Source organism: Flavobacterium sp., assembly GCF_046155325.1.
GTDB lineage: Bacteria > Bacteroidota > Bacteroidia > Flavobacteriales > Flavobacteriaceae > Flavobacterium.
The window spans coordinates 1-4,868 of the sequence record NZ_JBJXDQ010000060.1 but is presented as its reverse complement, the minus strand read 5'-3'; the positions used below and the strand labels follow the sequence as shown (position 1 = coordinate 4,868).

Below are 4,868 nucleotides of genomic sequence, written 5' to 3'. Positions count from 1 at the left end.
AGATTGAATTTGGTGCCCATTTACATTCTACTCCAGACAAATGGTTCGAAAAAGTAGACGCAGCCTATAATTCAGGATGCCGACGTTTTGATGGCGCTATTCAAGGTTTTGGAGGTTGCCCGATGGCTACGGATACGTTAACAGGCAATATGCCTACCGAAAAATTAGTATCTTATTTCACCTCGATCAAGGAAAATACCAATATAAATTCCTTGAGTTTTGAAAGTAGTTACAACGAAGCATTAAAAATATTTACGGATTTTCATTAGGAATTTTTATTAGTATCGCAGTACTTTTTATAAGAATTAAACGTTAGAATTACATGTTTAAAAATCAAAAAAATAGAATCAGATATACTTTTTTCGGAATTGCGGTTCTGTCTTTTCTTGTTTTTTCTTGTTCTAGCGATGTTGACTTTGATCAAGCGGATAACTTTTCGATTGAACCTATTATTGTCTCCAATTTAGCTTCATTTGATGTGATGGCCAATCAATTTGTTACTGGAGGAGTAGAGCAAAGACAATTTGAAGATGTGCTTAATTTTGATTTGTTCAAAGATTCTTTTTTTAAAAGTAATTTGACTAAGGTTGCGTTTTTTTTCGAATTCAACAACACGATAAATAGAGATTACATTATTGATTTAGTTTTACTCGACAGTGGAGATATTCCAATCTACACAGTGAGTATTCCAGTTGCAGCCTATACAGGCGTTAATACATTAGTGACTCATACCGAACTGTTTGAAAATAACCTCAATATTTTAACCAGTACTAGGAAAATGTCTTTTACTATTAGCTTGCTGCCAGGCACTTTATTGACCGAAGCAAGTCCTGGGAGTCTAAAGCTTCGTTCTAATATTACCGCTTATTTTAAAGTAGAATGAGAAAAGTAACATTCTTATTTATACTATCATTATCCATAAGTTGTTTTTCACAAAACAAGCAGCTCTTGTACAATTTTACCACGATTCCTCAATCCTTAATGACCAATCCTGGCGCTGATTTTAAATACAAATGGTATGCGGGCGTGCCTTTAGTCTCTGGCTTTTCTGCAAATATTGGTTCTAGTGGTTTTTCTGCCTTTGATTTATTTGCTAATGATGGTGTAGATTTTAACACTAAATTGCGAAACATAGTGTTCTCCGTTTCAAGAAATGATAAGATTTTGATTAATGAACAACTCGAAATTTTTAATGGAGGATTTAAAATAAATAGAGACTATGACGACCCAATGTATTTGTCTTTTGGGATGTATCAAGAGCTTGATTTTTTGCTTTATATGCCTAAAGATTTAGCTATTTTGGCGCTGTATGGCAATAGAGATTATTTAGGCAAGGTTTTTAATCTGGGCGATGCAAATGTCAAAGGCGAATTGCTCTCTGTTTTTCATCTTGGAATAAATAAGAAAATAAACCAAAAAGTAATTCTAGGGGCTAGGGGAAAAATTTATTCCAGTATTTTTAATATTTATTCTACCAAAAATTCAGGATATCTCTACACAGTTCCTGCTGAAAATGAATTTTACAAACAAGTTATTGCCTCAAATTTAAACGTAAACACTTCTGGATTTACAAATTATACCGAAAATTATTCAGGAAATGCCGCTAGTGATATTCAAAAAAAGACACTTTTAGGGGGTAATCTCGGCTTGGGTTTTGATTTCGGTTTTACGTATTATCCTAAAGATAATATTCAAATTACAGCTAGTCTGGTCGATGTTGGATTTATTCGTCATACAAAACAAGTGGAGAATTACAGTTATAAAGGAATTTACGTTCAAGAAGGGGTACAACCTGATTTTATTAACCCTAGTCTATCGAATGAAAGTTTGGGCGATAAATTTAGCGAAGCTATCCCTTCAATTACCTATTCTAAAAATTACACCAGTTGGCGTCCCATAAAATTGAATGCTTCCTATCAATACTCTTTTGGCGAAAGCGAAAACTCGGGCTGTAATTGCAATGGCAACGAGATGGTATATATGAATTCAATTGGAGCACAGTTGTATATGATGACAACACCAAGAATTCCAATCATGGCAATAACTGCATATTATCGAAAAAGAATTTCAGATGCTTTAGAACTAAAAGGAACGTATACTTTAGATTCCTTTTCAAGTAAAAATATAGGTTTGGGATTATCAACTACCCTAAGTAAAGTCAATTTTTATTTTTTAGCAGATAATTTATTAGAATATCGAGATTTGAGCAAAGCCAAGAGTCTTTCGTTTCAGCTGGGACTTAATGTAATTTTTGCTGACAAAAACAACCTTGACTAAAAAAACTTCCAACTTCTAACCTCTACCTTCTAACTTTTCTCTATATTTGCACGCAATTTAAATACAAATTGCAATGATCGCACACAACTCCAAGATTATCGGCGAAGGTCTTACATACGATGATGTATTATTAGTTCCAAATTATTCGAATGTGCTTCCTCGCGAAGTCAGTATCCAATCAAAATTTTCTAGAAATATTACCCTAAATGTTCCCATTGTATCCGCAGCTATGGATACCGTTACCGAAAGCGCTATGGCAATTGCTATGGCTCAAGAAGGCGGAATAGGGGTTTTACACAAAAATATGACGATCGAGCAACAAGCCGCCAAGGTTCGTAAAGTAAAACGTGCCGAGTCGGGGATGATTATCGATCCAGTAACTTTACCATTAACTTCAAACGTTGCCGATGCCAAAAATGCCATGAAAGAATTTGGTATTGGAGGAATTCCAATTGTGGATGAAAATAAAATATTGAAAGGCATTGTAACCAACCGTGATTTGCGTTTCGAGAAAAACAATGCAAGACCAATCATCGAAGTGATGACTTCTCAAAACCTAATAACCGTTGCTGAAGGCACTTCATTAGAACAAGCTGAGGTGGTTTTACAAGGACATAAAATAGAGAAACTCCCAGTTGTCAATGCCGATTATAAATTGGTTGGGTTAATCACTTTTAGAGATATTACCAAACTCACGCAAAAACCCATTGCCAACAAGGACGTTTACGGACGTTTGAGAGTTGCTGCCGCTATCGGTGTTACTGCAGATTCTCTAGAGAGAGCCACCGCCCTTATTCATTCGGGTGTTGATGCCTTAATTATTGATACAGCTCACGGGCATACTCAAGGAGTGGTGAATGTGTTAAAAGCAATAAAAGCTCAGTTTCCTAATATTGATATTATTGTGGGAAATATTGCGACACCAGAAGCAGCAAAATTCTTGGTCGAAAATGGTGCCGATGGCGTAAAAGTAGGTATTGGTCCAGGTTCTATTTGCACCACAAGAATCGTAGCTGGAGTAGGTTTTCCTCAATTTTCTGCCGTTCTTGAGGTAGCTGCTGCTATTAAAGGAACCGGAGTTCCTGTTATTGCCGATGGTGGAATTCGCTATACGGGTGATATTCCAAAAGCGATTGCTGCAGGAGCCGATTGTGTGATGCTAGGGTCTTTATTGGCTGGAACTAAAGAATCGCCTGGAGAAACTATCATTTTTGAAGGTCGAAAATTCAAATCCTATCGCGGTATGGGATCCATTGAGGCGATGGAAGACGGATCGAAAGACCGTTATTTCCAAGATGTAGAAGATGATGTCAAGAAACTCGTTCCCGAAGGAATCGTGGGTCGTGTACCGTACAAAGGTGAACTGAACGAAAGCATGCAACAATTCATTGGTGGACTTCGTGCCGGAATGGGCTATTGTGGTTCTAAAGATATTCCGACTTTGCAAGAAACAGGACGTTTTGTTCGCATCACCGCAAGTGGAATTAACGAAAGTCACCCTCATAATGTGACGATTACTAAGGAAGCACCGAATTATTCGAGATAAGGTTGCAGGTGTCAGTTTGCAGTTTGCAGATTTCAGAAAGCAGTTTTAAGATTTCAGAATTTTGCCTACAAATTTTCTTCCTAAACTACTAGAAGTTATATGTTTATGGGATCGAATTACTCTCTTGAGAGGGGCTAGGGGTGTGTTTTCTTTTGCCATAGATCCTTAAAGATTCATTAATAAACAAGCAAAAGTTATATGTTTATGGGATCGAATTCCCCTCTTGATTGCCACGTACCTCACAATGATAAGGTTAGGGATGTGTTTTTGGTTAATAAATTTCCAAATTACTCGAGATATATTTTTATTGCTAAGGCGCTAAGCCACGGAGAAAAAATTAAAATTCGTATTGTTTTCTTCGTAAACTACCAAAAGTTAAATGTAAATGGGGTCGAATTCCCCTCTTGAGAGGGGCTAGGGGTGTGTTTTCTTTTGTTACAGATTTTTATAGATTCACTTCGTAAACTACTAAAAGTTATATGTTTATGGGATCGAATTCCCCTCTTGAGAGGGGTTAGGGGTGTGTTTTCTTTTGCCACAGATTTTCACAGATTCATTATCAATCACAAAGCAAAGACAATAACAAGGTTAGGGGTGTGTTTTTGTTTAATAAATTTCCAAATTATTCTAGATATATTTTTGCTGCTAAGGCGCAAGTTCTCATAGTTATTTAATAGCCAAAAGGCGCAAGATTCAGTTCTTGCGCCTTTTTTTTGTCTTTACTTTTTATATTTTGAACTACCGTTTGAACTTCAATTTTTAAGTAGCATCTAAGGATAAAAACACGACCCCATTTTTAGATACACTTTCGGGTTTGTCTTTTGGTATTCTACAAAAAAAAATACGCAAAAAATACTGATTTCAGTAAGTAATACTCTGCGATTTTTCGATCTATAAGAAATTAAATCCCCAAGAAATTACTTGGTGTAATTTGCATTAATTCCGCTTTAATTTCAGCCGAAACGTCAAGGGTCGCAATAAAATTATGAATTGCTTTTTTGTCAATGGCTTCATTCGTTCTTGTCAAACCTTTCAAGGCTTCATA

3 protein-coding genes and 2 pseudogenes are annotated in these 4,868 nt (G+C 36.1%); 4 read left to right on the top strand and 1 reads right to left on the bottom strand.

Going from position 1 to position 4,868, the window contains the following annotated elements; all coding sequences use genetic code 11:
• From ACKVOD_RS04055 to guaB, 4 genes and pseudogenes are all read left to right on the top strand, one after another.
• Positions 1-269, top strand: a pseudogene (locus tag ACKVOD_RS04055) (hydroxymethylglutaryl-CoA lyase); the annotation flags it as partial.
• A 53-nt stretch (positions 270-322) separates the two neighbouring features.
• Positions 323-883 (top strand): hypothetical protein, encoded by a 561-nt coding sequence (locus ACKVOD_RS04050; protein ID WP_409208197.1) that lies wholly within the window; start codon positions 323-325, stop codon positions 881-883.
• On the top strand, positions 880-2,277 hold the full coding sequence (locus ACKVOD_RS04045; RefSeq protein ID WP_409208196.1) for a DUF5723 family protein: 1,398 nt from the start codon (positions 880-882) through the stop codon (positions 2,275-2,277). The genes ACKVOD_RS04050 and ACKVOD_RS04045 overlap by 4 nt, the downstream gene beginning before the upstream one ends.
• 73 nt (positions 2,278-2,350) lie before the next feature.
• Positions 2,351-3,823, top strand: coding sequence for an IMP dehydrogenase (guaB, locus tag ACKVOD_RS04040; protein ID WP_409208195.1), 1,473 nt, complete (start codon positions 2,351-2,353; stop codon positions 3,821-3,823).
• Between the two features lie 901 nt (positions 3,824-4,724).
• Here the strand turns inward: guaB and ACKVOD_RS04035 are convergent.
• A pseudogene (locus tag ACKVOD_RS04035) lies at positions 4,725-4,868 on the bottom strand (adenylosuccinate lyase); the annotation flags it as partial.